We start from the raw sequence: 24,253 nt of genomic DNA on the forward strand, positions 1-24,253 counted from the left end.
CAATCCCGGCATCAGGCTGCCCGCTGTAGCAATCTGATCAAGCTCGGACCTCTCCGAGGGCCGGCGCTCCTACACCACGCCAAGGGGCATGACCCTGGCAGGCCGCTGTCCGTATCCTCGACGATGGCAATCAGCCGCGCTGTGTTAGCCGCACCTTGGGGCCCGATCTGCCCGTACTCGCCCAGATGCCCGCGCAGGGCATCGATCGCCTGTGTCCGCTGCCGGATCAGAAGCTCGCGCCCGCGGAAGACCAGCCCCGCTTCCTGCGTCTCTTCGCTCTTCACGGGCACGAAACGCATCGTCGGGCGCAAAGCCGCCTCGCAGATGGCTTTGGCATAGGAAGCATAGTTCTTCTGCCGCTTCATGGAGGGTTTGACGTATGCGGGCGGGATCAACCGCAACCATGGCCCAACTTACCGATTTGCCGGCCCCAGAAGTGCGCGCCGCCGCGCCCATCACCAAGCCCCTCCGCGGCCGCTTCATACTCGGCCAGGGGTCGCAGCAGCGTCGGGATCGGGATCGGCGCGTCCACATCCCTCTCCCCGCCGACCGTCTCCGTGATCGTCTGGATCGTCCGGCCGGCGGCACCGGCAACCCCGGCGAAGTGGACCGGATCGACAATGCGCCCCCGCCGGCCGGCGCTGCGGGGTGGCAGGCCACCTCGACGCCCGCATGGGTGATGCGAACCGTCTCGGCCGCGACCAGCACGCGCACCGGCTCGCCGATCAGCCGTCAAGGCACCGAGTAGGCGTTGGTGTCCATCTCCACCGCGCAGTCAGGCCCGACGCGCCGGCTCAGTTCGCGCAGGGCCAGGAAAGGACCACGACCCTGCAACGGCTTCAGTGTCCCGGCTTCGTCACGGGCAAAGCGCAGCATCGGCGCCTCGCCGGTCATGCTGTGGACCCGCCGGTCGGCGATCTCGCGAGTCCATTGCACCAGATGCGCCTCCAGAGCCATGAAGCTGTCGAAGGCACGTCCGGCGATCGCGTTGCCCTTCACGTAGCCGACGCCGCGCTGGTCCTTGCCCTTCGTGCGCGGCCGGTAAGGCGCGCGGCTTCCTGCGTGATGGAGGTGCCTTGTCCAAGGAAGAATAAAGCGAGGTTAACGTGCGGAACGTTGAACTCCCGCGCATGCTCGTCGTCGGCGATGAAACCTCTTGCCTTCGATGGGATAGGCGTCCCGCTGCATGTTCGGCTAGCCGAGCACCCGCTTCAGGTCGGACTCGATCTGCCGCTCCACGTCCAGGTCAAGGCTGGTCGTGATGTGGTCCAGATGCGTCCGCATGACCCGCATGGCCGCGCCCGCGTCGCCGGCGGCGAGGCAGTCGATGATCTCGGAATGCTCGTCTGGCCCGCAGTTGTAATGCGCGCTGTCGCGATAGACGGCGGTGATCAGCGAACAGCGCGAGATCAGGTCCCGCAGGGTCGAGATCAGGAACTCGGACCCCAGCAGTTCGGCCAAGGACATGTGGAAGCCGCCCGACAGGCGAATCACGTCCGACACTGCATCGGCCTCTGCCGCGGCCCGCTCACGGGCGACATGCTTGCGCAGCTCGGCGATCTGGCGGGGTGTGATGCGCGGGGTCAGTCGCTCGATGATGCGCTCCTCGACCAGCTTTCGGGTGAAGAACACGTCGCCCGCCTCTTCGACGGTGGGGGCGGCGACCACACTGCCCCGGTTAGGCAGCAGCTGGACCAGCCCCTCGCTTGCCAGCCCGGCAAGCGCCTGGCGGATGCGGGCGCGGCTGACGCCGAAGATCTCGGCCAGCTGCTCCTCCTTCAGGCGGGTGCCGGGGCGCAGCCGCCGTTCGGCGATGGCCAGCCAGATCCGCTCGCCGATCTCGGAGGACGTAGGCGGCTTGTCAGTGGCGCCGTGCGCCGGGGTCAGACTGGCATCATTCATGACAGATCATCCTTGACTACAAACTTGTAGACAATACCGTAGGCGAAATCAACCGCTGCGGCGCCACTTCGACGGTGCCGCAGCACCTTCACTATCGACCCCGGGGGGTGAGATGGAGTTCGACTTTACTGCTCTTGAGGCGCAGGAGCGTTATCGGCTGCTGTCGAACTTCGTGGGTCCGCGGCCTGTAGCGCTGGTGTCCTCGGCGGGGCCGGAAGGCGGTCAGAATGCTGCCCCCATGAGCTTCTTCAACGTGTTCTCGCATGAGCCTCCGATCGTCATTCTGGGAATTCAGACCCGGCCGGACGGCGCCGTCAAGGACACGGTGCTCAACATCCGGGAAACCGGCGAATTCGTGGTCAACATGGTGGACCTCGCACTAGCACCGGGCATGCTGATCTGCGGGCTGCCGTTCGACCGCGACGTGGACGAGATCCGGACCGCGGGGCTGACGCCGTTGCCGGGCCGCTTGGTGCGCGCGCCCCGCATCGCCGAGGCGCCCTGCGCCATGGAATGCCTGGTGGAGCGGTTGATCGACTATGACCGACGGGTGATCGTGCTGGGGCAGGTCGTGATGATGCATGTCCGCCCCGACTGCCTGGACGCGGCCGGGCGCTACGTGAACCCCGAGTGCTATCATCCGATCGCGCGCCTGCACGCCGACAACTACGTCGTCGCCGACCGGCAGATCGAGCTGAAGGCCCCCGACATCGCATCCATCGTCGCTGTGCGCGAGGCCAAGCTATGATCCTGCACCTGATCAACCCGAACTCGACGCCGGGCATGACGGAAACGGCGCGCGCAGCGGCTGTCGCCGTTGCCTCGCCCGGCACGCGTATAATGGCCACCAACCCTATCGGCACTCCAGCCAGTATAGAAACGGCCCATCGATAACGCGGGGACATTCAGTGCCTGCTGCACGTCGCCGCCAAGCGACGGGCGCCTCAGGTAGACCGCGATGTCGGCGGGGGCGCCGGGGATCAGCCGCCCCAAGTCATCGCGCCCCAGCGCCCGCGCGCCGCCGAGTGTCGCGGCATCCCACATGTCGGCCGAGCGGACCGAGTTTGGCCCGCCTGCGATCCGGCCCGTGATCAGCGCGGTCAGCAGGTTCAGGAGCATGTCGGGGGGCGCAGTGTCGGTGCCCATGGCGATGTTGATGCCCATGGCCCGCAGCCCCCCGAAGGACCGCAGCATCGACCCCCCGCGTCCCGAGACCAGCGGGCAATGGACGACATGGACGCCATGCTCGGCGTAAAGCCGCAGGTCGGCATCCGTCGCCAAGATCGCGTGCGGTGCGATCAGGCGCGGCGAAAGCAGTCCCAGGCTCGCCAGCCATTCGGGGGCGGTAGTGCCGTGCAGGGTGCGCACGGTGTCCAGCTCCATCCGGCCCTGTGCCATGTGCAGCCGAATTGGGCAGCCCAACTCGCGGCTGGCGGCGTCCGTGCGGCGCAAGAGCTCGGCGGTGCAGGTTTCCACGCGGTCGGGCGCCAAAAGGCCGCGGACCAGCCCGCTGTGGCGGCCGTCATGGTTGCGGATGTAGCTGATCGCGGCGTCGAGGCCCGCAAGCCCCCGCGCTTCGTCGAAGACGGGGACCATGCGCCCAGGCCCCTCCAGCACCATCCCGCCCGAGCGGTAGGCCGGGCCAAGGTAGACCCGCAGCCCCATCTCGCCTGCCGCGTCGGCGGCGGCCTCGAACTCGGCCACCGTCTCGCCCCATTCGCGATAGAACAGGCTGGCGATCGGCGCTGCGGTGGTAATCCCGTTCAGCAGGAGCTGGGCGAAAGCGAAGCGTTTCTGGAACGCCAGTTCGTCCGGAGTATACATCTCGTAGGGGCCGCGTTCGACATAGCTTTGCGGCCAGACCCGGCCCTTCGCCCAACCCGGCTGATGGTCGATGGCGAGCACGGTCGTGTCCAGGTCGGACAGCGCATCAAGGTCGATCAGGCCGGGAGAGATCAGCGCCAGCCCGAAGTCGAGGCGCCTCGCGACCTCGCCGTCGAAGCGGCGGCCGACGAACAGGATGCGGCCGCCCTCGATCACCACCTCGCCGTCTGGGATCAGGCGGTGCTCGCCTTCACCATGGCCCAATACCCAACGAGCGGTCAAAAGGGTCCGACCGTCGGGGCACCCGCCCAGAGGCAGCGCGGACAACACTCGTCCGGCTGCGGGCGGTTCGGCGGGGCGAGTGGGCGCGGTCACGGCATCACCTGCCCGGCCAGCTCGCCCAGCCGCCCGGTGACGCGGCCGGCCTTGACGACCAACGGGCGCGGCGCGCCCCCGGCCACCGCATGGGCCAGCGTCCGGCCCTGCAGCAGTGTCAGGTCGGCAGGGTTGCCCACCTCGATCGCGTGGGCAAAGCCCATCACCTCGGCTCCGCCGACAGAACAGACATGCAGCGCGTGCTCCAGATCGACGTCCCGCCGGAAGCCGTTCTTCATCCCGATCACCTCGGCCCGGTGCAGCATGTCGGGCTTGCCCCATGGTCCCCAAGTGTCACGGATGCCGTCGCAGCCGGCGCCGACGCGCACGCCGGCGTCGCGCAACCGCGCGAGTGAAGGCACCGGAGCCGAGGGCGCACCGGTCGTCAGTATGGCAATGTCCAGGTCCGCGATCTCGTCGATTAGCGCCGCTGTGCGCTGCCAGTCGGGCGCGCCCAGGCAGAAGGCATGGCTGACCGCCACCCGGCCCTGCATTCCCAGCGCGCGGGTCCGTTCAAAGATCAATTCGAGGCTGAAGGCGCCCAGTTCGCCCAGTTCGTGGAGGTGGATGTCCACGGGCTTGCCGTGCCTTTCCGCCAGCCCGAAGACCACGTCCAAGGCCCCCTTGGGGTCGCGCTCCATCCCGCAGGGGTCGATACCGCCGACGACATCGGCCCCGTTTGCCAGCGCTTGGTCTAGCAACTCGGCGGTGCCGGGGCGGGCCATGATGCCGGACTGGGGGAAGGCGACGATCTCGATATCGATGACCCCTGCCAGCGCCTCGCGCGTGCGAGCCACACCTTCCAGAAGCGTCAGGCCGTGCTCCGTGTCAATGTCGACATGGCTGCGGATATGGGTCGCACCATGGGCTACCAGCCCCAACGCATGGCGCAACGACTGGCGATGTGGGTCGATGCCAATCCGGGCGCGCTGCTCGCGCTCGAAATCAATGCGTTCCTTCAGCGAGGCCCGGTTCTCGTTGACATGCCAGTCCATGCCCCAGGTGGTCTTGTCCAGATGCGTATGAGCGTCGATCAGGCCGGGGATCGCCAGATGGCCGCCGCCGTCCTCGACCGGAACGCCGGGTGCGTCGATGGCGGGCGCGATCTCGGCAATCAGTCCGCCGCGCACCAGAAGATCAGTGGGCGCGTCGCCCATCGGGCGAATGTTGCGGATCAGCAGGTCCATCGTCTTACCTCAGCTTGGGGTTCAGGGCGTCGCGCAGCCAGTCGCCGACCAGGTTGACCGACACCACCAGCAGCGACAGCTGGATCACGGGGAACACCACGACCCACCAGATGCCAGAAAACAGGAAGTCGTTGCCCAGCCGGATCAGCGTGCCCAGGCTGGGCTGGCTGGGCGGCATCCCGATGCCCAGAAAGGACAGCGTAGCCTCCGTCAGGATCGCCATGCCGAAGTTCAGGGTGGCGGCGACGAAGACCGGGGTCAGAGTGTTCGGCAGAATGTGATGGAACATCACCCGCCTTGCCGGGACCTTCAGCAGCCGGGCGGTGGCGATGTATTCGCGCTTGCGTTCGACGGCGGTCTGGGCGCGGACGGTGCGGGCATATTGCACCCATGCTGCCAACGTGATCGCCAGCACGAGCACGCCCGCTGCGCCGATCTCCCGCAGGTTGGCCGGCAGCGCCTGACGCGCGACGGCACTGACAAGGATTGCGACCAGGATGGTCGGGATCGACAGCAGGATATCGCCCAGTCGCATCAGGACCGTGTCGGTGAAGCCGCCAAAATACCCCGCGAACAGCCCGAACATCAGCCCGATCGCCAGTGACAGCGCGACTGACGCAAAGCCGATCACGATCGAGATGCGCGAGCCATACAAGATGGCTGACAGCATGTCTCGCCCCTGCGTGTCCGTGCCCAGCAGGAATGGCCACATCCCGTCGGAGTGCCAGATCGGCGGGATCTCGGCGTTCAGAAGGTCGAGTTGGCCAGGGTCATAGGGATTCTGGGGCACGTAAAGCGGCGCCGCGAAGGCAGCCAGCACCAGAAGCAGCAGCACGAGGGTTCCCAAGATCGCCGAGGGGTTGCGGGTGAAGGAATACCACAGGTCGCTCTTGCGCCAGCGCGCGATCCGACCGTCCGGTCCGTCCGAGGGCAGGATGGCGTCGGCGGGCAGGTTTACCTGCGGCTGGGTCGCGGGATCGGTCATGAAGGCGGCTCCCTTATTTCGTTTCGCGCAGCCGCGGGTCGATCACGGCGTAGGCGATGTCCACCGCCGTATTCAGTGCGACGAAGATGAAGGAGATGATGACGAGATAGGCCGACATCACCGGGAAGTCGAGAAAGGTGACCGCCTGTATGAACAGCAGCCCCATCCCCGGCCACTGGAACACAGTCTCGGTGATCAGCGCGAAGGCGATCAGCGAGCCCACGTTCATCGCCGTCATGGTGATGACTGGCATCAGGCAGTTGCGCAGCGCGTGGAGGAACCAGATGCGGTGACGCGGCACACCGCGGGCCCGGGCGAACTTGACGAAATCGGATCGCATCACTTCGAGCATCTCGGCCCGCACCAACCGCATGACCAGCGTGATCTGGTAGAGCGCCAGGGCAATCGAAGGAAGCAGCAGTGCTGCCCTGCCTGAGTGGGTCAGAAAGCCCGTAGACCACCAGCCCCAATCCACCACCTCGCCGCGGCCGAAGGCTGGCGCGATTCCCAGCGTCACTGAAAAGACCAGGATCAGGAGGATGCCGACCACGAAGCTGGGCAAGGAGACGCCGATGATAGACACCAGTTGCAGCGCCTCGGCATACCATCGCCCGCGCCCGATCGCGGTCAGAACCCCGAGCGGAAGCCCGATCGCGAGCGACAGGAAGGTCGCTACCAGCACCAGTTCCATTGTGGCGGGGAAGCGCTCGCCGATCAGGCCCAGCACCTCCTGCCCGTTGCGCCAGGACATGCCGAAATCGCCGCTCGCGGCATTGGCAACGAAGCGACCATACTGGACCAGCATCGGGTCGTTCAGCCCCATCCGTTCGCGCAGGGCGTCGCGGTCGGCCTGGGTCATCTGTTCGTTGGCCATCATCTCGACGGGATCGCCGGCCACCCGGAAGATGGCAAAGGCCAGAAACGCTACCGCCAGCATCACGAAGGCGGCGTTGAACAAGCGTCTGAGTATGAAGACCAGCATGTTCCTGCCTCGTCGGAAGAAGGGGAGGGACGGGGCCGCAGCGGCCCCGCCGACCGTGATCATTTCATCCGGGTCATCCAGTGGCGGACCTTGTTATCGGCCAGTTGGACCACGCTTTCGACCTTGTCCGACATCGCCCAGGCGATCGGCTGCTGGTGCAGCGGAAGCATGATCATGTCGTCCTTGACCATTTTCAGCGCCTGCGTCTGCAGCGCCAGACGTTTGTCCCGGTCCATCTCGGTCGAAGCCTGGACGATCAGCGTGTCCAACTCGGGATAAGACCAGCCGCCCCAATTGAAGACGCCTGCGGTTCCGGTCTTGGACTGCATCATCTGGACGAGGATGGAATAGCTGTCCAGCATCGGCTCGTTGGCCCAGGCGATCAGGTAGACGTCAGCCTTGCCGCTGGATCGCTTGGGCGTCTGCACTGCGGTCGGCCCGATGTCGAGCGTGGGCTTGAAACCCGCCCGGGTCAGCATCGACACCATGGCGTTGCAGATGTCCTCCTCGCTGACATAGGCATCGGTGGTGCAGATCAACGTGAAGGGCAGACCCTCGTGCCCGGCCTCTGCCAGCAGGGCGTTCGCGCGGGCGGCGTCGGCGGCCGGGAACTCATCCAAGGCTGCGTCATAGCCCGGAATCTCGGGCGAGACGACCGTGCCCGCGTTGCGGGACTTGCCGCGCATCACGCGCTTCTGGAGCAAATCCTTGTCGATCGCCAGTTCGAAGGCCTGGCGGACCCGCAGATCGTTGAAAGGGTTGTCACGCCCGTCGGCCAACTGGTCCCTGCGGTTGAAGCCCACCATCAGCGTCCGGAGGTCCGTCCGTTCCAGCACAGTGACACCGGGTGCCGCGGAGAGGCGCGCCACATCCTGAACGGGCGCTTCCTCGGTGAAGTCAATTTCGCCAGAAAGCAGGGCTGCGACGCGGGTGGCGGCCGAGGTGACGGGGGTGAACTCGATCCGGTCCAGGTTGTGGAGGGGCGTGTCCCACCAGCCGTCGTTCTTCAGCAGCACAGTCTTACTGTCGGGCACCCGGCTTTCCAGACGGAAGGGCCCGGTGCCGTTGGTGTTGAAGGTGGCGAAGCCCTCAACCTGGGCGCTGACATCGGTGGGCAGTTCCGAATTGTTGGCTGTCAGCCAGCCTTCGTCGAAGATGTGGATGTTGGTCAGGTCGTTCAGCAGCAGGGGATATGGGCCGGTCAGCTCGATCTCGACCGTATGATCGTCGATCTTCGTCGCGGACTTGTAGGCGGGCAGGTTCCCGCGAAGCGGTGAGGTTTCGTGGCTGACCCGGCGCAGCGAGGCAAGAACGTCGTCGGCCGTGAACTCGGCTCCGTCGTGGAATTTGACCCCCTCCCGCAGCTTGAAGCGCCAGACTGCGTCCGACACGACCTCCCATTCGGTTGCCAACGCCGGCTCGATCTCCAGCTTGTCGTTGTAGCGCACCAGCCCTTCGTAGACATGGTTGAGGAAGGCGATGGTGTAGCTGTCGCCGTAGGAATAAGGGTCGAGCGAGTAGATGTCGCGCTTCCCGCCCCAGCGGATCATGTTCTCCGCCCAGACGGGCGTTGCCAGCACGGCCACCGCCGTCACACCGGCTAGAAGTCCCTTGATGAGTCTCATCCTTAGTGCTCCCTGTGAAGGGCCCCCTACGATCTCGGCGCCGCCTTGGAGGCCAGAAAACCTGGCGGAGGGCGGCCCTACTCGGCCATCAGGGTCAGCCAGCTGCGCGGCTTGTTGTCAGCGCGCACACTCGCCTTTCGGTCTTGTTGCATGATCCTCTCCCCTGACCAGACAGGACGAGCCTTGACCAATGGCGTCAACGTGTCAACGAAATTGTAGACATTATTTGCATACAGTAAATGCAGTGCGATGCCGGGATCGCGCTCGGCAGACACAAGGAGGCGTGGAGTGGTCAGCGGGTGCCTTCAGCGTGGTGCTGTTTGCCCTTCTTCTGCAGGTCGCCTGCAACGCTGTTCTGAAAGGCAGCAGCGACACGCTGCTGACGACGAAGCTCGCCCTGCGCGCCTCCCAGTGTGCAGAGAGATGAGAGGCTTCCGGTCAACAGCTGGATCTCGAGCGGATCGCACGGGATCAGATAGGGCGAGGGGGAAATGTGACCGCCGACCCGGTTCCGGCTACGGTGTATTGGAGATCTCTGCTATGTGGGCGTCGAACTTGTGCCGTGAGACCGACGTGGTCACTGCAGAGCCAGTCGGAGAAGCCGCTGACTCGCGGTTGTCCGATTCGTCGGCGGTTGAAATGGCCGATGAGAAGCGAGTGGCTGGGACCACATGGACCGGGAAACCGGGCCGAAGAGGTGTTCCGGTCGTGACCGCCGACGGAAATTATCTTATTGGAAATAAGCTATAATTTCTATTGGTCGGAGCGAGAGGATTCGAACCTCCGACCCCCTGCTCCCGAAGCAGGTGCGCTACCAGGCTGCGCTACGCTCCGACCGTAGGTGGGGCAGGTAGCGCGGGGCGCGGCGGAATGCAAGGGCCGGCGGTCAGGGGCGGCGGGAAAATATGCGCGGGGCGAACAGGCGCGGGCCGAAGGTCGCGCGGGGCGAGACCAGCGCGTCGCCCGCCGCGTCCGAGGCGGTGACGGGGCTGGAGCGGCTGGCGCCCCGCGCTTCGCGCCAGAGGATGTAGATGCCCGAGCCGACGATGACCGAAAGACCCAGCAGCGTCGCGCGGCCCGGCAGTTCCGCGAACAGCAGCCAGCCCCAGAGAACCGCCCAGCCGATCTGGCTGTATTGCATCGGCGCGACGACGGCGGCCTCTCCCGTCCGATAGGCGAGGACGCTCAGCGCGCTGGCGCTGAGCGCGAGGACGGCGACGGCGGCGGTCAGGCCCAGATCTCCGACCGGCATGGGCCGATAGACGAAGGGCAGGGCGATGGCGGTGACGGCCACGTTCAGGACGATGGGCCAGAGGACTAGCACGATCGCCTGTTCCTGGCCGCCGATCCGGCGGGCGATCAGCGCCGCCAGCGCCCCGCCGAACGCGGCCGTCAGCGCGGCGGCGTGGCCAAGGGACAGCGCGCCGCTGCCCGGCCGCAGGACGATCAGCACCCCGACCAGCCCGGCGATCACCGCGCCCCAGCGATGCGGACCTACCCGCTCGCCCAGCATCGGGATCGACAGCACCGTGATGATCAGCGGCATGGTGAACAGGATGGCATAGACCTGCGCCAGCGGCAGCAGCCCGAAGGCGGTGGTGCAGGCGATGGCGTTGAGGCAGATGCAGCCGCTGCGCAGCGCCACCCAGCCGGGGTGGCGCGGGCGCAGCGAGCCGATGTCGCGCCGCGCCAGCAGCAGGACCGTCGCGGGGGGGAAGGACAGCACCGCGGCGAAGAACAGGATCTGGAAGGGCGAGTAGCCCGCCCCCAGAAGCTTCAGGATGGCGTCATGGCCGGCATAAAGCGCCATGCCGGCCAGACCAAGCGTGGCGCCGCGAAGATTCGCGCCGGCCATGGTCTCAGGCCAGCGCGTCCAGCGCCTGAAGGATGCGGTCGCCCATCTCCGAGGTGCTGACGGGGGTGCCGCCTTCCGGCCCCATCAGGTCGGCGGTGCGCGCGCCGTCGGCCAGCACCTTTTCCACCGCCCGCTCCAGCAGGTCGGCATCTGCGCCCTTGTCGAAGGAATAGCGCAGCGCCATCGCGAAGCTGAGGATGCAGGCGATGGGGTTGGCCTTGCCTTGACCCGCGATGTCCGGGGCGGAACCGTGGACGGGCTCATACAGCGCCTTGGGTCGCCCGTTCGCCGCCGGTGCGCCGAGGCTGGCCGAGGGCAGCATCCCGAGGCTTCCGGTCAGCATCGCCGCCGCGTCCGACAGGATGTCGCCGAACAGGTTGTCGGTCACGATCACGTCGAATTGCGACGGGCGGCGGACCAGCTGCATCGCGCCGTTATCGGCATACATGTGGGTCAGCTCGACCTCGGGGTATTCATTGTCGTGCACCCACTGGACCTCCTCGCGCCAGAGGATGCCGGATTCCATCACGTTCGCCTTTTCCATCGAGCAGACGCGATTGCCGCGCTTCTTCGCCAGCTCGAACGCCGCCCGCGCCACGCGCCGGATTTCCCCGCTGGTGTAGCGCTGGGTGTTCACGCCGACGCGGCCGCCCTCGTTGTCCGGGTTGTTGTCGTCGGCATGGATGCCGCGCGGCTCGCCGAAATAGACGCCCGAGGTCAGCTCGCGCACGATCAGGATGTCGAGCCCCGCCACCACCTCGCGCTTGAGCGAAGAAAAATCGGCCAGCGCGTCGAAACATTGCGCCGGGCGCAGGTTGGCGAACAGGTCCATCTCCTTGCGCAGCCGCAGCAGGCCGCGTTCGGGCTTCACGCTGAAGTCCAGATTGTCGTAGGCGGGCCCGCCCACGGCACCCAGCAGCACCGCGTCGGCCGCCTGCGCCTTGGCCATCGTCGCGTCGGTCAGGGGCGTGCCATGCGCGTCATAGGCGCAGCCGCCGACCAGATCCTCATCGATGGAAAAGCTCAGGCCGCGCTTGTCGCCGAACCAGCCGATGACCTTGCGGACCTCGGCCATCACCTCGGTCCCGATGCCGTCGCCCGGCAGGATGAGAAGGGAAAACTGGTCGCTCATATGGGCCCCTTTTTGCTGTCGCTCCTCGCCTAGACGCGAGGCAAAGCCGGGTCAAGCTCACGCCGAGTTGGCTTGCGGTCCGGGGCCGAGTGGGGCCTGATATGGGCGCACGGACAAGGGGGCGACCCATGAAGACGATCATTGCAGCGGCGCTGATGGCGGGGCTGGCCAGCGCGGCTTTTGCCGACGGGGGCATGGCGGTGCAGCTGCCGGACGTGTCGGCGATGCCAGAGGCCGAGGCGAAGGAGCTGATTGCGCAGCTGGCGCAGGTCAACGTGATCACCTCGAACTGCCCGGATCATGCGATCGGCAACGGCGAATGGACGCTGATCACCGGCACCGGCGACCGGCTTGCGGCGCGGCTGGGGCTGGACGCGCAGAGCTATGACCGCACCTATTTCGCCCCCGCCTTCAAGCTGCTGGACGATCCCGGCGCCTGCGACCGGATCGGCCCGACCGCCGGGCCGCTGATCGACCGGCTGGTGGGGATGGGCGGCGGCACGACGCCCATTGCGCAGTCGCAATAGGTCAGGGAAGGGCCAGATCGACCCAGACCAGCCGGTGGCGGGACGCCGCCCCCGCAACATCCGCCAGCGGCTCGCCCGGCGCGGGCCACAGGACGCCCGCGTCGGTCGTCGTCAGGCTGCGCGCGGGCAGCACGTAATCCACCCGCAGGTTGCCGGGTCCGTCCGCGCTCGGCCATTGCGCGGTGTCGAGCGCCGGCCGCCCGTTCTGGGTCGAATTGGCCCCGTCCTGCGGCGCGAGGCGTCCGCCTTCGCTCGCGGGCTCGGGGTCCTGCACATGCGGCAGAAGCAGGTCGAACGCCTCGCGCCGGCCGTCCCCATCGATGGCATCGAGGTTGAAATCGCCGAGGATCACGAACGGCGCATCGGGCAGGTGATGCGCCCAGAAGGCGATCTCGTCATGGTTGCGGCGGCCGTTGCGGTCCGTCTCCGGGTCGTCGAAGACCGGCGGCGTGGCCGAGAAGGCCAGCAAATGCAGCACCGTTCCGCCGACCGTCACCGGCACGTCCCAATGCGCGGTCGAGGACAGGCGCTGCGCCGCCGCGATCTCCTCGGGCACCGAAGGCATCAGGTTCCGCGGCAGGTCGCGCCACAGGAAGGCGGAATGGTCCGTCACCTCTCCCAACGGCAGGCGCGACAGCACCGCCATCCCGCCCTCGCCGGTGAAGAAGCCGAAGCCCTGCGCGTCGTCCGCCGTGCCCGTCCGCCCGTTGCCGTCGAGATCGAGACCGGTGGCCATGCCGCTGTTGGGCTGGGCGGCGAAGCGGTGAGGATAGGGGGCGCCCGCCTCCTCCAGCAGGCCGGCGAAGGCGGTCAGCGCCGCGCCGTGGTGATCCCAGTCGAAGCCGGTCAGCAGCAGCACGTCGGCATCCGCCGCCGCGACGATCTGCACCGCCGCCGCGATCTGTTCGTCCTTGCCGGACCGGATGTCGCGCAGCAGCAGCCCCGGTCCCTTGCGGGTCAGGTCAGGCGACCATGTGGCGACCCGCAGCGTCTCGGCGCTCGCCCCGAAGGGCGCCGCCAGCAGCAGGAAAAGAGCCGCCGCGCGGGTCAGACCCACGGTTGCGACTGCGCGATCCGCTGTTCGTAGCTGCCGATCGACGGCGCCTTCTCAAGCGTCAGGCCGATGTCGTCCAACCCGTTCAGCAGGTTGTGGCGGCGATGCGCGTCGATCTGGAACGGATATTCCGTCCCGTCCGCGCCGACGACGACCTGATTTTCCAGATCGACGGTCAGCCGCGCATTGGCACCGTTTTCCGCATCCTTCATCAGCGCGTCCACCGCCTCTTGCGGCAACACCACCGGCAGGATGCCGTTCTGGAAGCAGTTGTTGTAGAAGATGTCCGCGAAGCTGGTCGAGATGACGGCCCGGATGCCGAAATCCTTCAGCGCCCAAGGCGCGTGCTCGCGTGACGAGCCGCAGCCGAAGTTGTCGCCCGCGACGATGATCTGCGCCTCGCGATACGCCGGCTTGTTCAGCACGAAATCGGGCTTTTCCGAGCCGTCGGCGTTGTAGCGCATCTCGTCGAACAGGCTTTTGCCCAGCCCCGAGCGGTGGATCGTCTTCAGGAACTGCTTGGGGATGATCATGTCGGTGTCGATGTTGACCAGCGGCATGGGCGCGGCGATACCGGTCAGAGTGGTGAACTTGTCCATGTGGTCCTTTCGGGTCGCAAGGTGCCGCCCGGCCGGAAGCGCGCGGCGGCTGCAAGGTTGACGAGGGGGATGTCATGATCGGCTGCGTCGCGGAACGCTGGACACCGGGGATCGGCGATCCCGAGCCGACCGGCTGGCTGACGGTCGCCGCCTATCTGATCTGCACGGGGCTGGCCGTCGCCGTGTGGCGCAGGATGCCGCCGGGCAGCGGCGGGGGCTTCTGGGCCGTGCTCGCCGGGCTGCTGCTGTTCCTGGCGGTGAACAAGCAGCTCGACCTGCAGACCGCGCTGACCGCCACGGGGCGCTGCCTCGCGATGGCGCAGGGCTGGTACGAGGCGCGCCGGGCGGTGCAGGTCGGATTCCTGGCCGCGCTGTTGGTGCTGGTGGTCGGCTCGCTGGTGATCGGCCGCGACACGCTCGGCGGCAGCCTGCGCGAACACCGGCTGGCGCTGTCGGGCACGGCGATCCTCGGCGGCTTCGTGATGATGCGCGCCGTGGGCTTTCACGGCATGGACATGCTCATCGACCAGCGCCTGTTCGGGATCAGCGTGAACTACGTCTTCGAGAACGCAGGCCTCGTGCTGATCGCGCTGAACGCCATCGCCATCCTGCGGCGCCCGCAGAGGCGCGCCGCAGGACAGGTCTGACCGATCAGCGCCGAGGGGCATGGCGTCAGACCGTTTCCGCCATGACGTCGCGGACATCGACCAGATGCCCGGCGACGCCTGCGGCGGCGGCCATGATCGGCGACATCAGATGCGTGCGCCCGCCGCGGCCCTGCCGCCCTTCGAAGTTGCGGTTCGAGGTCGCGGCGCAGCGTTCGCCCGGTGCGAGCTGGTCGGGGTTCATGCCGAGGCACATCGAGCACCCCGCCAGCCGCCATTCGAAGCCCGCGTCGGTGAAGATCTGGTCCAGACCCTCCTCCTCGGCCTGAAGCCGCACCAGACCCGAGCCGGGCACGACCATCCCGCGCACGTTCGGCGCGAGGTGCTTGCCCTTCAGGATCTCGGCAGCGGCGCGCAGATCCTCGATCCGGCCGTTGGTGCAGGACCCGATGAACACCGCGTCGATGGCGATGGCGGACAGCGGGGTGCCGGGGGTCAGGCCCATGTAGTCGAGGCTGCGACGCGCCGCATCGACCTTGCCGCCGGTGAAGTCCTCGGGCGCGGGAACGCGGCCGGTGATCGGCAGCACGTCTTCGGGGCTGGTGCCCCAGGTCACGACCGGGGCGATGTCCTCGGCCCGGATCGTCACGACCTTGTCCCAGTGCGCACCCTCGTCGGACTGCAGCGTCCGCCACCAGTTCAGCGCGGCTTCCCACGCCTCGCCCTTGGGCGCGTGGGGGCGGCCCTTCACATAGGCGAAGGTCGTCTCGTCCGGGGCGATCAGCCCGGCGCGGGCGCCGCCTTCGATCGCCATGTTGCAGACGGTCATGCGGCCTTCCATCGACAGGCTGCGGATCGCTTCGCCGCAATATTCGATGACATAGCCGGTGCCGCCGGCGGTGCCGGTATGGCCGATGATCGACAGGGTGATGTCCTTGGCAGTCACACCGGGGCGCAGCTTGCCGGTGATCTCGACCTTCATGTTCTTCGACTTCTTCTGGATCAGCGTCTGGGTGGCCAGCACATGCTCCACCTCCGACGTGCCGATCCCGTGCGCCAGCGCGCCGAACGCGCCATGGGTCGCGGTGTGGCTGTCGCCGCAGACGACGGTCATGCCGGGCAGGGTCCAGCCCTGTTCCGGGCCGACGATGTGGACGATGCCCTGGCGCACGTCGTTCATCGGGTAGTAATTCACCCCGAACTCGCGGGCGTTCTTGTCCAGCTCGGCCACCTGCAACCGGCCCTCGGGGTTCTCGATCCCCTGAACGCGGTCGGCGGTGGTCGGGACGTTGTGGTCGGGGACGGCGATGGTCCGCTCGGGCGCGTGGACCTTGCGGCCGGACATGCGCAGCCCCTCGAACGCCTGCGGGCTGGTCACTTCATGGACCAGATGCCGGTCGATATAGAGCAGCGCGGTGCCGTCGGGCTGGCGATCGACGACATGGGCGTCGAAGATCTTGTCGTAGAGCGTGCGGGGGCCGCTGCTGGCGGGGGTCGTGCCGGACATGGCAAACTCGATCAATTGTGGAAAATCAGGGGTGGATCGTGGGCGCGACGGCGCGGACGATCAAAGTCGTGCGGTCACGGTCAGGCTGGCGCCGAAGAAGCGGCCGGGAAGGCGGACGCGGTCCTGAATGTCGAAATACCGGAACATGCCAGTGTTTATAGGCTCGCCGCGCCCCTGTTTCAAGCGTCATGCGGCCGCTTGCCGCATCGCCCCGGCTGTGTCGTGATGCAGCCATGGAAAGCTTGATCCCGGGAATCGCGGATGCCAGCGGGGCGCTGTGGTCGCAGATCACGGTGTTCTTCAAGCTGATGCTGCTGCCGCACCGGCTGTGGCAGGCGGCGGCCATCCTCGCGCTGGTCCTGCTGGCCCATCTGCTGCGCGCATTGGTCCGGCCGCGGCTGGACCGCTGGCTGCGCACCCGCAAGGGCTGGCCCAAGTGGCGGCTGCGGCTGGGGCTGCTGGTCCGGCGCAAGCTGCGGGTCATGATCTTCGCCGCGCTCGCCTGGGCGGTGGTGCTGGTGATGCGAGAGGTAACGTGGCCCTCGCGCAGCCAGCTGATCGCGCTGGCGGCGACGGTCGCGACGGCCTGGGTCGCCATCGACTTCGGCGTGCGGATCATCGCCAACCCGTTCCTGCGCCGGATCGTGCGCTGGGGCGCGTGGATCTGGGCGACGCTGTATCTGATGGGGCTGCTGGACCCGATGCGGGCGGTGCTGGACAGCCTTGCGCTGGATGTCGGCACGTTCCGGCTGTCGCTGCTGGACGTGCTGCGGGCGGTCGCGCTGGCGGCGCTGCTGATCGCGGTGGTGCGGGTGCTGTCGCGGCTGATCGCGGCGAGCCTTGCGCGGAATGCGGACCTGTCGCCCTCGGTGCGGGTGCTGACGACCAAGATCGTGCAGGTGGCGCTGCTCGCCGTGGCGGTGGTGTTCGGGCTTCAGGCGCTGGGGCTGGACCTGACCGGGCTCACGTTCTTTTCCGGCGCGATCGGGCTGGGGCTGGGCTTCGGGTTGCAGAAGGTCGTGTCGAACCTCGTCAGCGGGATCATCATCCTGCTGGACAAGTCGATCAAACCCGGCGACGTCATCAGCCTTGGCGACACCTTCGGCTGGATCGACGCGCTGGGGGCGCGCTATGTCAGCGTGGTGACGCGGGACGGCAAGGAATACCTGATCCCGAACGAGGATCTGGTGACCGGGCAAGTCGTCAACTGGTCGCATACCGACGAATTCGTGCGGCTGGACCTGAATTTCCGCGCCTCGTATCACGACGATCCGCATCTGGTCAGCCGCATCGCCATCGAGGCGGCGGCCCATGTTCCCCGCGTCTGCGAGGACCGCAAGCCGGTCTGCTGGGTCATCGATTTCGGCGAGAGTTCCGTGGAATACCTGCTGCGCTTCTGGATCACCGACGCCCAGCAGGGGCTGACCAACGTCAAGGGACAGGTGTTCCTGTCGCTGTGGGACGGGTTCCGCAAGCACGGCGTCACCATCCCCTTTCCGCAGCGCGAGGTGCGCCTCCTGCACCAGCAGGACACCGGCACCACCATCGCCGCGGACGAGCCGACGCCCGCCGACCGCGCCGCCTCGATCCGCGCCGGGATGGTGCCCACCGAATGACACCGGCGCAGGCCGAAGGCCGATCCGGCGAAATCGACAAATGGCTTCATTGAAAATCCGCCCTCCCGTGCTATCTTGGATTTATCCCGGCGCCGGGGAATTGCGGCGCGCAGACCGGAGGAAGTCCCCTGTCCACCACCGTCCCGTCGGCGGCAACGCCGACCGCGACCACCGCGACGACCAGCGATCAGTTGCTGGCCCGCATCCTGTCCTCGCTCGATGACGACAAGGCCGAGGATATCGTCACCATCGACCTGCGCGGCCGCTCGGCCATGGCTGACCACATGGTCATCGCCTCGGGCCGCAGCTCGCGTCAGGTCGGCTCCATCGCCGACAAGCTGGCCGAGCGTCTCAAGCAGGATCTGGGCCGCAATGTCCGGATCGAAGGCAAGGACACCGGCGACTGGGTGCTGATCGACACCGACGACGTCATCGTCCACGTGTTCCGTCCCGAGGTGCGGGAGTTCTATCAGCTCGAAAAGATGTGGATGCCGGCCGACGCGCTCGGCAGTCTGCGGGCCGACCGGGCCGCGCAGGACGCATCGCTGCCCATCGCGCAGTAACCGCTCGGGCGTCCGGCCATGATGCGCATCCGCATCGCGGCGGTCGGACGCCTGCCAGCCCGCGCCCCCGAGGCCGGGCTGATCAACGACTACCTGACCCGGCTCAATCAGACCGGCCGGGCGCTCGGCCTCGGTCCCGCCAGCGTGGCGGAGGTCGAGGATCGTCGCGGCGGCGGCATGCCGGCCGAGGCCGCGCTGCTGGCCCGCCAGATCCCCGACGGCGCGGCGATCATTGCCCTGGACGAGCGCGGGCGGCTTCTCTCATCCCCCGATTTTGCCGCGCAGCTTGGCCGCTGGCGCGATGACGGACGTCCCGAAACCGTGCTGCTGATCGGCGGCGCGGACGGGCTGGACCCGGCCCTGCGGGACCGCGCCGATCTGGTGCTGTCCTTCGGGCAGATGGTCTGGCCGCACATGCTGGCCCGCGTGATGCTGGCCGAGCAGCTCTACCGGGCCGCCACGATCCTCGCCGGCAGCCCGTATCACCGCGCCTAGGCTCAGCCCTCGGGCGGGGGCGGCTCGCGCCAGCCGTCGATGATCCCGATCGCCTCGTCGGCGGTTTCCACGAAGCGGATCAGGTCGAGGTCGCCGGGGCTGATGGTGCCGGCGTCCACGAGGCCCTGCCAGTCGATGATCCGCTCCCAGAACGCGCGGCCGAACAGCAGGAACGGCAGCCGCTTCATGCGCTGGGTCTGGATCAGGGTCAGCGCCTCGAACATCTCGTCCAGCGTCCCGAAGCCGCCGGGAAACACCGTGATGACCCGCGCGCGCATCAGGAAATGCATCTTGCGGATGGCGAAATAGTGGAAATTGAAGCTGAGCGCGGGGGTCACGAACAGGTTCGGCGCCTGCTCGTGCGGCAGCACGATGCCGAGGCCGATGGACGTGCCGCCCGCCTCTTGCGCGCCCTTGTTCCCCGCCTCCATCACGCCGGGACCGCCGCCGGTGCAGATCACCCATTCGCGCCCGCCCGTGCCCATGCTGCGGGCGGTCATCAACCGGGCGAAACGCTCGGCCTCGGCGTAGTAGCTGCTGAGCGCGGCGAGCGTCGGGGTGGCCGCGCCGGCCGCGTGTTCCGGGGCGGGAATGCGGGCGCCGCCGAACATGACGACGGTGCTTTCCACCCCCGCCTCGTTCATCAGCATCTCAGGCTTCAGAAGTTCCAGCTGCAGGCGGACGGGGCGAAGCTCCTCGCGCAGCAGGAAATCGGTGTCGGTGAAGGCCAGCCGGTAGGAGGGCGCGCGCGTCTGCGGCGTATCGGGTTCGCGCGCGACGATCCGGGCATCCTGATCGCTGTGGCGCAGCACGTTGCGGTGGTCGTCGTCTGCGGTCATCGTCACCCCTTGCACCCGGCCGGCGGCCTTGCGGCGTTGCGCGGCCCCGACGCCCCGCTTATAGCCCTGAGGCAAGAGTTTCCACCCGCTGCCGACAGGAGCCACCATGACGAACGCCGCGCTTGAATCCGCCATCGAGGCCGCTTGGGATACCCGCGACACCATCAGCCCCGCCACCACGGGCGAGGTGCGCGACGCGATCGAGGCGACGCTCGACGCGCTCGATTCCGGCAGCCTGCGCGTGGCCGAGAAGCGCGGCAGCGGCTGGCATGTGAACCAGTGGGCGAAGAAGGCGGTGCTGCTGGGCTTCCGCCTGAACGACATGGAGCAGATGTCCGGCGGGCCGCAGGGCGCCGCGTGGTGGGACAAGGTGGACAGCAAGTTCAAGGGCTGGGGCGACGAGCAGTGGCGGGCCGCGGGTTTCCGCGCGGTGCCCGGCGCCATCGTCCGCCGTTCGGCCTATGTCGCCAAAGGCGCGGTGCTGATGCCAAGCTTCGTCAATGTCGGCGCCCATGTCGGCGAGGGCACGATGGTGGATACCTGGGCCAGCGTCGGGTCCTGCGCGCAGATCGGGCGCAACGTCCACCTGTCCGGCGGCGTCGGCATCGGCGGCGTGCTGGAGCCGATGCAGGCCGGCCCGACGATCATCGAGGACGACTGCTTCATCGGCGCCCGGTCCGAGGTGGTCGAGGGCGTGATCGTGCGCGAGGGCTCGGTCCTCGGCATGGGGGTCTATCTGGGGCAGTCCACCAAGATCGTGGACCGCGAGACCGGCGCGGTCAGTTATGGCGAGGTGCCGGCGGGCTCGGTCGTGGTGTCGGGTACGATGCCGTCGAAGAACGGCGTGAACCTTTACTGCGCGGTGATCGTCAAGCGCGTGGATGCGCAGACGCGCAGCAAGACCTCGATCAACGAATTGCTGCGCGACTGACGCGCACGGCGCGGTTGCTGCTGTGCCCCGGCCGGGCGAAACTGCCCGGCCGGGGCAACAAAAGTTGCTTTGCCTTTGAACCGATAGCACTTTTGGCGCGTTTCCCGCTGAGAACCCCTCGGCACAGGAGACTATCGCATGGAAGGACTCGGTTGGCTGGCGGCCATCATCGTCGGCGGTCTGGCGGGTTGGATCGCCAGCAGCATCATGAAGGCCGATACCGGCATCTTCTTGAACATCATCCTCGGGATCGTCGGCGCGGTCGTCGCCAACTTCCTGCTCGGCCTCTTCGGCGTCAATTTTCAGGCGGGAAGCTGGCTGGGACAGGGCATCGCCGGCCTGATCGGCGCCGTGATCCTGATCTGGATCGTCCGAGCGGTAAGACGCTAGGACCGCATACAGGCAGAAGACTGGAAGAACCCGCGGTCCGCCGCGGGTTTTTCTCATGGAGCGGGCGGGCAGCGGCCATTTCGCCCGGTGAGTGATGCGCGGTTCGAGCGGCATCTGCCGATGGATGTCGAGCGGCATGGCGTCGCCCTTGTGCAGTGGTGCTTACCCACTTCTACGGCAAGGACGGTTTCCAGCGGGTTAACGCCCGGAACTTGCGCCTCATTCCAACCATCGACGAGAAAGGGGGCCAGAGGCCCCCGTTTCCGTCAGCGCAGCTGCCCCAGCAGGACCGAGGTCGCGTAGCCATCCGGCGGCTGGCCGATGGAACGCTGGAAGGCGGAGATCGCCTCCATCGTGCCGGTGCCGATCTTGCCGTCGATCTCGTCGTTGTAGAAGCCGCGGCGGGCCAGCAGGCGCTGGATCTCGAACCGCTCGTTCTGGGTCAGCGGGCGGTCGCTGCGCGGCCATGACCCGGTGATCCCCGGACGGCCGGCGATCGCCTCGGCCAGATAGGACACGCCGAGCGCGTAATTGTCCGAGTTGTTGTAGCGCAGGATCGACCGGAAGTTGTCGAGGATCAGGAAGGCCGGCCCGCGCGCGCCCGCCGGGCGGATGATCGAGCCGGTGCCCTGCGGCAGCGCCCGGCCGTGCATCGGGCGCACGCCCGCCGCCGCCCATTGCGCGGTGGACCGGCGCGTCGCCTTGCCCACGTCGCTGAAGCCCGCGGGCAGCACCACCTCGGTCCCCCAGGCCTGACCGCGATTCCAGCCGTTGCGGGCCAGATAGGCGGCGGTCGAGGCGAGGCTGTCGGTCGGATCGTCAGACCAGATGTCGCGCCGCCCGTCGCCGGTGAAGTCCACCGCGTATTCGAGGAACGAGGTCGGCATGAACTGGGTGTGCCCCATCGCGCCCGCCCACGAGCCGAGCAGATGCGTCGGGTCTGTGTCGCCCGCCTGGATGATCCGCAGCGCGGCGACCAGCTGGTTCTCGAACATCTCGGCGCGGCGGCCGTCATAGGCGAGCGTCGCGAGCGACGGGATGACCTGCATCCGCCCCCGGTTCGAGCCGTAGTTCGATTCCATCCCCCAGACGGCCAGCACGATCTCGCGCGGGACGCCGTAGCGCCGCTCGATCTGGCTCAGCACGCCCGCGTGGCGCGCGGCCATCTCGCGGCCGGTGCGGATACGCTCGGGCGAGACGGCGCTGTCGAGATACAACCAGACGGGGCGCGTGAACTCGGCCTGACGGCGGTCGAGGCGGACGACATCGGGGTTGTATTGCGCCAGCGCCATCGAGCGGTCGAAGGTCGCGGGCGAGATGCCGCGCGAGATGGCGCGGGGGCGGAAATTCTGCACCCAGCGTTGCAGGCCCGCCGCGTCCTGCGGCGAGGCGGCGGGAATCGCCGCCGGGGTCACGCTGCTGCCCGAAGGTCCGGGGGGGGCCACGGCGACGCCGCAGGACCCCAGCGCCGCGATCAGGACCGCTGAAACCGCGAGGCGGGAAAGGAAGAAGCTCATTGTCACTGCCCGTTCGTTCTTGAAAGCTGCTCTTTTTCAGTCAGCCTAGCGCAGCCGGGCAGGGGGGAAAACCCAAACCTCGCCTTCAGCGCGAATCGCCGGTCGGATCGTCGAAGAACGGCTCCATCTGCGCGACGATCACGGCGTTTTCCTCCAGCGCGCGGGCCATCAGGGCGCGTTCCTCGCCCGGTATCTCGTCGCCGCCGGCCAGCCGTTCGTCCAGTGTGCCGTAGCCCTGCACCTCCAGCGGGGCGAGGTCGGCCTGTTTCAGCACCGCCACCGTCTCGCGCACCGCCTCGGCCTGATCCTTGCCCGAGGCATAGCAGATCAGCGCCGCGCCGGTCGCGCCCTTCGGAAGGCCGTCGCCGGGTTTGCGGCCGACCTGGACCAGCAGCGTATAGACCTGTTGTGCCATGCTTCGCCCCCTGCGATGGTGCCGCGCCACAAGGCAGGGGGATGGGGGATGAGCCGCAGCTTGGCAAGGGTCGAGGCCGCTTTGATCGCGGCGGGGCTGCCGGTCCGCGTGATCGAGGCGGGCGAGTGCCGCACCGCCGAGGCCGCCGCCGCGTCGGTGGGCTGCGCGGTCGATCAGATCGCCAAATCGATCATCTTCCGGGGCGAGGACAGCGGCCATGTGGTGCTGTTCATCACGGCGGGCGGCAACCGGGTCGATGCCGCCAAGGCCTCGGCTGTCGCGGGGCAGAGGCTCGGCAAGGCCGATGCCGGGCTGATCCGGGCCGAGACCGGCTTTGCCATCGGCGGCGTGGCGCCGGTCGGCCATCTGCGGCCGGTGGCGGCCTTCTGGGACCCGCGGCTGTCCGATTTCGACGTGGTCTGGGCGGCGGCAGGGACGCCGCGCCACGTCTTTTCCGCCGCGCCCGCCGACCTGCTGCGCGTCAGCGGCGCCGCGCCCGCCGATTTCACCGGCTGAGCGTCAGTCGAGCTGCGGCAGCTCGCCGGTATCCAGCAGCCGCGCCTCGGTCCAGCCCCGGTTGCCGCAATTGTCGCAGGGCTGGTCCTGCCTGACCTCGCCCGAGCGGCGCAGGTTGCCGCATTCGGCGCAGCAGAGATGACCTTCGACCGTTTCGCCGGGGGTGCGCAGGGTGACGTGCCGCATCATGTCGTCCGGCGGCAGCAGGGACAGTCCGGGCGCGGGTTTGCGGCGGCCGAACACCGACATGCCGCCGCCTTCCTCGACGAACGCCATCTCGACCTGGCCGAGATTGGCGACGCCCAGCCGGCGCAGCATGCTGCGGACCTCTTCCATCGACATATCGCTCGCCTTGCGGCCGGGAATGCTGATGCAGCCGTCGCGCACCACCGCGATGGGGCGTCCGTCGATCACCTGGTTGGCGCGCTTGGACCGCGCCGCGATCGCATCCAGCGCCTTGTTGAGCATCACGATGACAGTGATCGCCAGCATCGCCTGCAACAGCGGGACATCCGGGTAGAACGTGGCGTCGCCCACGGCCGATCCGAGCGCGATCACCAGCAGCATGTCCATCATGGAAAGCTGCGCCACGCTGCGCCCGCCGATCCAGCGGACCAGCGTCAGGGTGTAGCCGTAGATCACGACCGTCCTGAACAGGATTTCCAGATAGAACAGGGGTGGATGCTCGCCGAAGAACATCCGCGCAAGATCGAAGGGAATGACGGGGTCTTCCATGGCCGCTCCGTGAAGGCCGGGGCGGCAACCGGCCCGCGGCACTGGCCTTCATGGCGAAGGCCGCCGGCGCGTGCAAG

26 protein-coding genes, 1 tRNA gene and 2 pseudogenes are annotated in these 24,253 nt (G+C 67.7%); 10 read left to right on the top strand and 19 right to left on the bottom strand.

The annotated features are described in order from the left end of the window. Nucleotides 1-95: 95 nt before the first annotated feature. From KTN05_RS00005 to KTN05_RS00020, 3 genes and pseudogenes are all read right to left on the bottom strand, one after another. Nucleotides 96-448, bottom strand: a pseudogene (locus tag KTN05_RS00005) (IS110 family transposase); the annotation flags it as partial. Between the two features lie 15 nt (nucleotides 449-463). Beyond that, nucleotides 464-1,050 (bottom strand): annotated as a pseudogene (locus tag KTN05_RS18005) (IS21 family transposase); the annotation flags it as partial. Between the two features lie 144 nt (nucleotides 1,051-1,194). Continuing rightward, a complete protein-coding gene (locus KTN05_RS00020) occupies nucleotides 1,195-1,902 on the bottom strand; it encodes a GntR family transcriptional regulator (protein ID WP_217327331.1) in 708 nt (235 codons plus the stop codon). Between the two features lie 112 nt (nucleotides 1,903-2,014). Between KTN05_RS00020 and KTN05_RS00025 the strand changes: the two genes are divergently transcribed. Next, nucleotides 2,015-2,650: a flavin reductase family protein gene (locus KTN05_RS00025; RefSeq protein WP_217327332.1), complete on the top strand. Its 636-nt coding sequence runs from the start codon at nucleotides 2,015-2,017 to the stop codon at nucleotides 2,648-2,650. Here the strand turns inward: KTN05_RS00025 and KTN05_RS00030 are convergent. From KTN05_RS00030 to KTN05_RS00050, 5 genes are read right to left on the bottom strand one after another with little or no spacing between them, the layout of a single operon-like run. After that, nucleotides 2,569-4,101, bottom strand: coding sequence for a chlorohydrolase family protein (locus tag KTN05_RS00030; protein ID WP_371823242.1), 1,533 nt, complete (start codon nucleotides 4,099-4,101; stop codon nucleotides 2,569-2,571). The two genes, KTN05_RS00025 and KTN05_RS00030, sit on opposite strands and share 82 nt — an antisense overlap. Next, the gene (locus KTN05_RS00035; protein ID WP_217327334.1) at nucleotides 4,098-5,288 is read right to left on the bottom strand and encodes an amidohydrolase family protein; all 1,191 of its coding nucleotides are present in this window, start codon (nucleotides 5,286-5,288) and stop codon (nucleotides 4,098-4,100) included. The genes KTN05_RS00030 and KTN05_RS00035 overlap by 4 nt, the downstream gene beginning before the upstream one ends. A 4-nt stretch (nucleotides 5,289-5,292) precedes the next feature. Then, on the bottom strand, nucleotides 5,293-6,273 hold the full coding sequence (locus KTN05_RS00040) for an ABC transporter permease (RefSeq protein WP_217327335.1): 981 nt from the start codon (nucleotides 6,271-6,273) through the stop codon (nucleotides 5,293-5,295). Between the two features lie 13 nt (nucleotides 6,274-6,286). Next, a complete protein-coding gene (locus KTN05_RS00045) occupies nucleotides 6,287-7,255 on the bottom strand; it encodes an ABC transporter permease (protein ID WP_217327336.1) in 969 nt (322 codons plus the stop codon). 59 nt (nucleotides 7,256-7,314) lie between these two features. Further along, entirely contained in the window at nucleotides 7,315-8,880 is a 1,566-nt protein-coding gene (locus KTN05_RS00050; RefSeq protein ID WP_217327337.1) for an ABC transporter substrate-binding protein, read from the bottom strand. A gap of 283 nt (nucleotides 8,881-9,163) precedes the next feature. On the opposite strand from KTN05_RS00050, the gene KTN05_RS00055 reads away from it, so the two are divergent. Then, nucleotides 9,164-9,307, top strand: a complete 144-nt coding sequence (locus KTN05_RS00055) for a hypothetical protein (protein WP_217327338.1) — start codon at nucleotides 9,164-9,166, stop codon at nucleotides 9,305-9,307. A gap of 330 nt (nucleotides 9,308-9,637) precedes the next feature. Here KTN05_RS00055 and KTN05_RS00060 read toward each other — a convergent pair. The 3 genes from KTN05_RS00060 to leuB all read right to left on the bottom strand — a co-directional run bounded on the left by KTN05_RS00060 (nucleotide 9,638) and on the right by leuB (nucleotide 11,867). After that, a tRNA-Pro gene (locus KTN05_RS00060) sits at nucleotides 9,638-9,714 on the bottom strand. A 52-nt stretch (nucleotides 9,715-9,766) separates the two neighbouring features. After that, nucleotides 9,767-10,735, bottom strand: coding sequence for a DMT family transporter (locus KTN05_RS00065; RefSeq protein ID WP_217327339.1), 969 nt, complete (start codon nucleotides 10,733-10,735; stop codon nucleotides 9,767-9,769). A gap of 4 nt (nucleotides 10,736-10,739) precedes the next feature. Further along, nucleotides 10,740-11,867: a 3-isopropylmalate dehydrogenase gene (gene leuB / locus KTN05_RS00070; RefSeq protein ID WP_217327340.1), complete on the bottom strand. Its 1,128-nt coding sequence runs from the start codon at nucleotides 11,865-11,867 to the stop codon at nucleotides 10,740-10,742. Between the two features lie 128 nt (nucleotides 11,868-11,995). On the opposite strand from leuB, the gene KTN05_RS00075 reads away from it, so the two are divergent. Beyond that, nucleotides 11,996-12,394, top strand: a complete 399-nt coding sequence (locus KTN05_RS00075; RefSeq protein WP_217327341.1) for a hypothetical protein — start codon at nucleotides 11,996-11,998, stop codon at nucleotides 12,392-12,394. Nucleotide 12,395: 1 nt separating this feature from the next. Here the strand turns inward: KTN05_RS00075 and KTN05_RS00080 are convergent, their stop codons facing one another. Both KTN05_RS00080 and leuD read right to left on the bottom strand, forming a co-directional pair. Next, nucleotides 12,396-13,451 (bottom strand): endonuclease/exonuclease/phosphatase family protein, encoded by a 1,056-nt coding sequence (locus tag KTN05_RS00080; protein ID WP_217327342.1) that lies wholly within the window; start codon nucleotides 13,449-13,451, stop codon nucleotides 12,396-12,398. After that, entirely contained in the window at nucleotides 13,442-14,047 is a 606-nt protein-coding gene (gene leuD, locus KTN05_RS00085) for a 3-isopropylmalate dehydratase small subunit (protein ID WP_217327343.1), read from the bottom strand. Before leuD ends, KTN05_RS00080 begins: the two co-directional genes overlap by 10 nt. A 74-nt stretch (nucleotides 14,048-14,121) precedes the next feature. On the opposite strand from leuD, the gene KTN05_RS00090 reads away from it, so the two are divergent. Continuing rightward, on the top strand, nucleotides 14,122-14,694 hold the full coding sequence (locus KTN05_RS00090) for a hypothetical protein (protein ID WP_217327344.1): 573 nt from the start codon (nucleotides 14,122-14,124) through the stop codon (nucleotides 14,692-14,694). Between the two features lie 25 nt (nucleotides 14,695-14,719). Here KTN05_RS00090 and leuC read toward each other — a convergent pair whose 3' ends face one another. Next, nucleotides 14,720-16,159, bottom strand: coding sequence for a 3-isopropylmalate dehydratase large subunit (gene leuC / locus KTN05_RS00095; protein WP_217327579.1), 1,440 nt, complete (start codon nucleotides 16,157-16,159; stop codon nucleotides 14,720-14,722). 60 nt (nucleotides 16,160-16,219) lie between these two features. Further along, the gene (locus KTN05_RS18425; protein WP_256449464.1) at nucleotides 16,220-16,342 is read right to left on the bottom strand and encodes a hypothetical protein; all 123 of its coding nucleotides are present in this window, start codon (nucleotides 16,340-16,342) and stop codon (nucleotides 16,220-16,222) included. Between the two features lie 50 nt (nucleotides 16,343-16,392). On the opposite strand from KTN05_RS18425, the gene KTN05_RS00100 reads away from it, so the two are divergent. The 3 genes from KTN05_RS00100 (at nucleotide 16,393) to rlmH (ending at nucleotide 18,833) form a co-directional block, all read left to right on the top strand. After that, nucleotides 16,393-17,775, top strand: coding sequence for a mechanosensitive ion channel family protein (locus KTN05_RS00100; RefSeq protein ID WP_217327345.1), 1,383 nt, complete (start codon nucleotides 16,393-16,395; stop codon nucleotides 17,773-17,775). 128 nt (nucleotides 17,776-17,903) lie between these two features. After that, complete coding sequence (rsfS, locus tag KTN05_RS00105; RefSeq protein WP_217327580.1) at nucleotides 17,904-18,338, top strand: ribosome silencing factor; 435 nt, start codon at nucleotides 17,904-17,906, stop codon at nucleotides 18,336-18,338. 21 nt (nucleotides 18,339-18,359) lie between these two features. Next, a complete protein-coding gene (rlmH, locus tag KTN05_RS00110; RefSeq protein WP_217327581.1) occupies nucleotides 18,360-18,833 on the top strand; it encodes a 23S rRNA (pseudouridine(1915)-N(3))-methyltransferase RlmH in 474 nt (157 codons plus the stop codon). Nucleotides 18,834-18,835: 2 nt separating this feature from the next. Here the strand turns inward: rlmH and KTN05_RS00115 are convergent, their stop codons facing one another. Continuing rightward, nucleotides 18,836-19,672, bottom strand: coding sequence for an LOG family protein (locus tag KTN05_RS00115; protein WP_217327346.1), 837 nt, complete (start codon nucleotides 19,670-19,672; stop codon nucleotides 18,836-18,838). Between the two features lie 106 nt (nucleotides 19,673-19,778). Between KTN05_RS00115 and dapD the strand changes: the two genes are divergently transcribed. Next, on the top strand, nucleotides 19,779-20,603 hold the full coding sequence (gene dapD / locus KTN05_RS00120; RefSeq protein WP_217327347.1) for a 2,3,4,5-tetrahydropyridine-2,6-dicarboxylate N-succinyltransferase: 825 nt from the start codon (nucleotides 19,779-19,781) through the stop codon (nucleotides 20,601-20,603). Nucleotides 20,604-20,741: 138 nt separating this feature from the next. Next, on the top strand, nucleotides 20,742-20,993 hold the full coding sequence (locus KTN05_RS00125) for a GlsB/YeaQ/YmgE family stress response membrane protein (protein ID WP_217327348.1): 252 nt from the start codon (nucleotides 20,742-20,744) through the stop codon (nucleotides 20,991-20,993). Nucleotides 20,994-21,259: 266 nt separating this feature from the next. Here the strand turns inward: KTN05_RS00125 and KTN05_RS00130 are convergent, their stop codons facing one another. Both KTN05_RS00130 and KTN05_RS00135 read right to left on the bottom strand, forming a co-directional pair. Then, nucleotides 21,260-22,510, bottom strand: coding sequence for a lytic murein transglycosylase (locus tag KTN05_RS00130; protein ID WP_217327349.1), 1,251 nt, complete (start codon nucleotides 22,508-22,510; stop codon nucleotides 21,260-21,262). A gap of 85 nt (nucleotides 22,511-22,595) precedes the next feature. Beyond that, entirely contained in the window at nucleotides 22,596-22,925 is a 330-nt protein-coding gene (locus tag KTN05_RS00135; RefSeq protein ID WP_217327350.1) for a hypothetical protein, read from the bottom strand. A 48-nt stretch (nucleotides 22,926-22,973) separates the two neighbouring features. On the opposite strand from KTN05_RS00135, the gene KTN05_RS00140 reads away from it, so the two are divergent. Then, the gene (locus KTN05_RS00140) at nucleotides 22,974-23,441 is read left to right on the top strand and encodes a YbaK/EbsC family protein (RefSeq protein WP_217327351.1); all 468 of its coding nucleotides are present in this window, start codon (nucleotides 22,974-22,976) and stop codon (nucleotides 23,439-23,441) included. Between the two features lie 3 nt (nucleotides 23,442-23,444). Here KTN05_RS00140 and KTN05_RS00145 read toward each other — a convergent pair whose 3' ends face one another. Beyond that, nucleotides 23,445-24,176 (bottom strand): DUF421 domain-containing protein, encoded by a 732-nt coding sequence (locus KTN05_RS00145; RefSeq protein WP_217327352.1) that lies wholly within the window; start codon nucleotides 24,174-24,176, stop codon nucleotides 23,445-23,447. Between the last annotated feature and the right edge of the window lie 77 nt (nucleotides 24,177-24,253).

It is taken from the genome of Paracoccus sp. Z118 (assembly GCF_019061185.1).
Taxonomy (GTDB): domain Bacteria; phylum Pseudomonadota; class Alphaproteobacteria; order Rhodobacterales; family Rhodobacteraceae; genus Paracoccus.

What these genes read in the sequence shown, in the direction of transcription:
- dapD (WP_217327347.1), top strand. Translation starts at nt 19,779, where the DNA reads ATGACGAACGCCGCGCTTGAATCCGCCATCGAGGCCGCTTGGGATACC.
- KTN05_RS00140 (WP_217327351.1), top strand. Translation starts at nt 22,974, where the DNA reads ATGAGCCGCAGCTTGGCAAGGGTCGAGGCCGCTTTGATCGCGGCGGGG.
- KTN05_RS00035 (WP_217327334.1), bottom strand. Translation starts at nt 5,288, where the DNA reads ATGGACCTGCTGATCCGCAACATTCGCCCGATGGGCGACGCGCCCACT.
- KTN05_RS00125 (WP_217327348.1), top strand. Translation starts at nt 20,742, where the DNA reads ATGGAAGGACTCGGTTGGCTGGCGGCCATCATCGTCGGCGGTCTGGCG.
- leuC (WP_217327579.1), bottom strand. Translation starts at nt 16,159, where the DNA reads ATGTCCGGCACGACCCCCGCCAGCAGCGGCCCCCGCACGCTCTACGAC.
- KTN05_RS00050 (WP_217327337.1), bottom strand. Translation starts at nt 8,880, where the DNA reads ATGAGACTCATCAAGGGACTTCTAGCCGGTGTGACGGCGGTGGCCGTG.
- KTN05_RS00090 (WP_217327344.1), top strand. Translation starts at nt 14,122, where the DNA reads ATGATCGGCTGCGTCGCGGAACGCTGGACACCGGGGATCGGCGATCCC.
- KTN05_RS00075 (WP_217327341.1), top strand. Translation starts at nt 11,996, where the DNA reads ATGAAGACGATCATTGCAGCGGCGCTGATGGCGGGGCTGGCCAGCGCG.
- KTN05_RS00100 (WP_217327345.1), top strand. Translation starts at nt 16,393, where the DNA reads ATGGAAAGCTTGATCCCGGGAATCGCGGATGCCAGCGGGGCGCTGTGG.
- KTN05_RS00045 (WP_217327336.1), bottom strand. Translation starts at nt 7,255, where the DNA reads ATGCTGGTCTTCATACTCAGACGCTTGTTCAACGCCGCCTTCGTGATG.
- KTN05_RS00025 (WP_217327332.1), top strand. Translation starts at nt 2,015, where the DNA reads ATGGAGTTCGACTTTACTGCTCTTGAGGCGCAGGAGCGTTATCGGCTG.
- leuD (WP_217327343.1), bottom strand. Translation starts at nt 14,047, where the DNA reads ATGGACAAGTTCACCACTCTGACCGGTATCGCCGCGCCCATGCCGCTG.
- rlmH (WP_217327581.1), top strand. Translation starts at nt 18,360, where the DNA reads ATGCGCATCCGCATCGCGGCGGTCGGACGCCTGCCAGCCCGCGCCCCC.
- KTN05_RS00135 (WP_217327350.1), bottom strand. Translation starts at nt 22,925, where the DNA reads ATGGCACAACAGGTCTATACGCTGCTGGTCCAGGTCGGCCGCAAACCC.
- KTN05_RS00130 (WP_217327349.1), bottom strand. Translation starts at nt 22,510, where the DNA reads ATGAGCTTCTTCCTTTCCCGCCTCGCGGTTTCAGCGGTCCTGATCGCG.
- leuB (WP_217327340.1), bottom strand. Translation starts at nt 11,867, where the DNA reads ATGAGCGACCAGTTTTCCCTTCTCATCCTGCCGGGCGACGGCATCGGG.
- KTN05_RS00065 (WP_217327339.1), bottom strand. Translation starts at nt 10,735, where the DNA reads ATGGCCGGCGCGAATCTTCGCGGCGCCACGCTTGGTCTGGCCGGCATG.
- KTN05_RS00020 (WP_217327331.1), bottom strand. Translation starts at nt 1,902, where the DNA reads ATGAATGATGCCAGTCTGACCCCGGCGCACGGCGCCACTGACAAGCCG.
- KTN05_RS00115 (WP_217327346.1), bottom strand. Translation starts at nt 19,672, where the DNA reads ATGACCGCAGACGACGACCACCGCAACGTGCTGCGCCACAGCGATCAG.
- KTN05_RS00145 (WP_217327352.1), bottom strand. Translation starts at nt 24,176, where the DNA reads ATGGAAGACCCCGTCATTCCCTTCGATCTTGCGCGGATGTTCTTCGGC.
- KTN05_RS00040 (WP_217327335.1), bottom strand. Translation starts at nt 6,273, where the DNA reads ATGACCGATCCCGCGACCCAGCCGCAGGTAAACCTGCCCGCCGACGCC.